A 3,666-nucleotide genomic window follows, 5' to 3' on the forward strand; every position below is an offset into this window, starting at 1 on the left:
CCTACGTCCGTACCTGCATTGTCTGAAAACAGACTTGATGGTAGTCGGAGAGCGGAGATAAGGCGGCTGTTTTGCATGAGGTAACGGCGTATGGCTTCATTGCGAGGACTGTCCAAAACGCCCTGTGAAGTGATAAATGCCAGTAAGCCACCTTCCTTGATGCAGTCCAGACCTTTCACGAAGAAGTAATTATGAATGGCACGTGTGGACTCACGTTTAAGAGTATCCTTGCCTTTGCTATACTCTCGGTCATAGACCATGAAATCACCGAAAGGAATGTTACTTGTAACAAGGTCGTATTTGTCCTTGTCTTCCAGTTCTCCAATGGCTTCAAAAGGCTCGTTTTGAACGAAGATATTGCCTTTTCCATAAGGGTGCAGGGCTTGGCTGATACGGGCAGTGAGCAGGTCCTTTTCCATTGCATCTACAACACCCGCTTGCTTTGCAAAGGTCTCGGCAAAGGCACCCATACCCATAGAAGGGTCTAAACATCGTCTTATCTGCAGGTTTGTGGAGGCAAGTGCGTCTGAGATGGCAGAAACGATACGGGTATCGGTATAGAAGGAAGTCAGTACACTTGCCTTGATGCTCTCCCAATACCGCTTGGCGGTGTTGGCATCTACGGCTTCACGATAAATCATCTGCTTGAGCTGCTGGGTAGGTTCAAAGAGATTCTGCTCAGACTTGCTCCAATAGCGTATGTCATCGGGATTGTCTGTGCGGTTGAGTACACATTTCAAGCCACCGAAGCCCTGATAGATGCGCAATATGCCTTTCTCAGCTTCGGTGGCTTCACGGCGTTCTTTTTCCAAACGCAGCACGACACGGATAGCTTCCGTGTTGGCTTGCAGGACTTCTTTCTTATTGTATGCCATAAGGTATAACGTATTCTATTATGGGAATAATCACTCTGACACCTAAGCTTGACTGTAATGTCTGACTTTAGTATCAGAAATGAAGTAATATGCTATTTCCGTTTCTTGTTTTGCTCAAACTCAAAGGTGGTGGTATAATCGTCCTTCAAAGCCAGTCGGGCATTGAATTTCTTGCCTGCCCTGCTGGTCAGTCCTTTAAGGATAGGCGTACGTTCAGAGCTTATCAAGTCACGGATATTATCTTCAGAGAGATGTATGCCGCAGACTTCACGAAACACGTGGAAACCACAGGTTTCATGCCTGCACTTGGCTACCTTGGCATAGATGCCGACACTCTGCTGTCCGCATTTTGGGCAGCGGTAGACAGGATAGGACTTCTGCTCTGAAGAAAGTGAAAGGAGTTCCTCGCAAATAGTTCCCACGTATGAGTTGATGCCTTGTGAGAACTTATCAGATGGCATCTTTCCTGCTTCAATAGCGGCAAGTGCCAGTTCCCATGCACCTGTCATCTCAGCATTGGCAATCTTCTTGTCCTTGACAATCTCATAGACAGCCAGGCCTTTCTCGGTAGGTATGATGGCTTTCTTGTCCCTTCGGATATAATCACGAAGGATCAGCGTTTCGATGATGTTGGCACGGGTGGCAGGTGTACCGATACCACACGCTGCCATTGCTTTCTTGCTTTCTGCATCTTCGATCTCTTTTCCGGCATTCTCCATAGCAGAAAGTAGTGTTGCTTCTGTGTAGAGGGGTTTAGGTTTAGTCTTATGCTCGGTTATTTCAGCAGAAACAAGTGCCAAAACCTCTCCCTCCGTCAAATCAGGCAATGAAGGTAAAACCTGTTCATTGTCGTTGTCGTTTTCCTTTTCTTTTTCTTTTTCCTTTTTCTCTGCATCAGTAACCTGCTCTTTCTGCACGACTTTCCATCCCAAGGAAATCTGCCTACACGCTTTCCAAGTAAAGATGTTGGTACCGTCAGTAAACCGTACCTGCATACGCTCTTCCTCGGAATTGGGGGAAAAGGCTTCGACAAAGCGATTGACTACCATTTGATAGATAGTTGTTTCATCTGTCGACAATCCTGATGGTGTTTCACCAGTCGGGATGATGGCGTGGTGGTCGGTAACTTTGGTATTGTCCACAGAGTGGCGGTTAAGCGGATTGGATAGTGGCATGCCTGTCTTACGCAGCAGGGTGGGTATTTCCTCGAAGACATCTTCACTGATGTATCGGCTGCCAGTTCGGGGGTAGGTCGTGATTTTCTTCTCATAGAGGCTTTGGGCTATTGAGAGGGTTTTGTCCGCTGAAAAGCCGTAGCGTCTGTTGGCATCCTTCTGTAAGGCAGTAAGGTCGTACAAGAGTGGTGGCGGTGTACCAGCCACCTTTCTTACGACCGATTCCACTGTAAGCTGGCTCTGACTGCGAAGCGTAGCGAGAGCAGTCTGTGCCGATGCTTCATTTTCATAGTCTTTACTGCCAATGGCTTTTATCGACAAACCCTCTTTTTCTGTAAGGACGGATATTTTCCAATAGGGTACGGAAGAGAAATCACGGTTCTCTATGTACCGACGGCAGACCATAGCAAGAGTTGGGGTCTGTACCCGTCCCAAAGAATAGCCTCCCTTGCGGGCGATAGACAGCGCACGACTGGCATTGATACCTACCAGCCAGTCAGCTTCGCTTCTTGCCTTGGCAGAATGATAGAGATTGTCGTAACAGTTTCCAGATTTGAGATTGGAAAGTCCCTCACGAATAGCCTTATCGGTGAGGGAGGAAATCCACAAGCGGTCGAAAGGCTTATGGCAGTTTAAGTGTTGGTGGATATATCTAAAGATAAGCTCACCCTCTCGCCCTGCATCGGTGGCGACAATGATGCGATCAGCCTTGTCAAAGCAGGAACGTATCACCTTGAGTTGCTTCAATGCTGCAGGGTCTGATATATACTCCTTGTCCTTGCGTACTTGTCGTACCACTAACTGAAATGGATTGGGACGGATGGGCAAGTCCTCACGCTTATAAGCGGAAAAACCGTAGGCTTCGGGCATGGCAAGGGCGATGAGGTGTCCCATTGCCCATGTAACAAGATAGCCGCAGCCTTCCATATATCCGTCTTGCTTGCTCGTTGCTCCTACGATGTGGGCAATATCTCTGGCTACCGAGGGTTTCTCGGCGATAATACAAGTTGTCATAGTCGATAATAGAATTAAGGGTTACATCTTACGTCCACGGGACTTCTTCTGCTTGTTCTCGTTCTGCTTCTGTTTTTGGGCAGCAGTAGGTTGTGTCTGTCCCGTTTCCAGTGGTTCTTTCACATTCTTGGTGGCTTCATTGGTCTTGCCGTGGTTGTTCACGGCTACCTGCGTTTTGTGTTCTTCGGCTACGGCAACCACCTTTTCTTTGCCAGTTTCCTGCTTCTTGTCAGGATTCCACTTGTAAAAACGTGGTCTATTCTGTTCCTTGTCCATACGAACGTATGCGTTGAAAGGTTGTCCCTGTTTGTCCACCATATTCTTTAGATATAGTGTACGACCGCTATCCAATGCTTCACGCTGTTTATCTGACAGCTCCAAGCCGCAGAGCTTATGAGGTACACCTTGCTGCTGTGTCTGCTGCTGCCGTTCCTTAAATCCACGGTTATTGTCGAAGATGAACTCAATGCCCTTTCGCTCGGCATTGACCTGCAGGGTGGCGTTGAAAGACTTGCCGCTCTTGGCAGTCATACCTTCCACCTTCACGGCTTTGCCTTCCACAAGGTCTTTGTATTGGGAATCGGAAAGAGTAACTCCCTTGA

Annotated in this window: 3 protein-coding genes; all 3 read right to left on the reverse strand. The window is 47.8% G+C overall.

Annotated elements, in window-relative coordinates; all coding sequences use genetic code 11:
* A partial coding sequence (locus HMPREF9420_RS10405) for an SAM-dependent methyltransferase (protein ID WP_007135633.1) occupies positions 1-875 on the reverse strand: 875 nt, incomplete at its 3' end.
* A 92-nt stretch (positions 876-967) separates the two neighbouring features.
* On the reverse strand, positions 968-3,064 hold the full coding sequence (locus HMPREF9420_RS10410; protein WP_007135634.1) for a type IA DNA topoisomerase: 2,097 nt from the start codon (positions 3,062-3,064) through the stop codon (positions 968-970).
* Between the two features lie 21 nt (positions 3,065-3,085).
* A partial coding sequence (locus tag HMPREF9420_RS10415) for a topoisomerase C-terminal repeat-containing protein (RefSeq protein WP_007135635.1) occupies positions 3,086-3,666 on the reverse strand: 581 nt, incomplete at its 5' end.

Origin of the sequence: Segatella salivae DSM 15606 (assembly GCF_000185845.1) — a bacterium.
GTDB classification, from domain to species: Bacteria; Bacteroidota; Bacteroidia; order Bacteroidales; family Bacteroidaceae; genus Prevotella; species Prevotella salivae.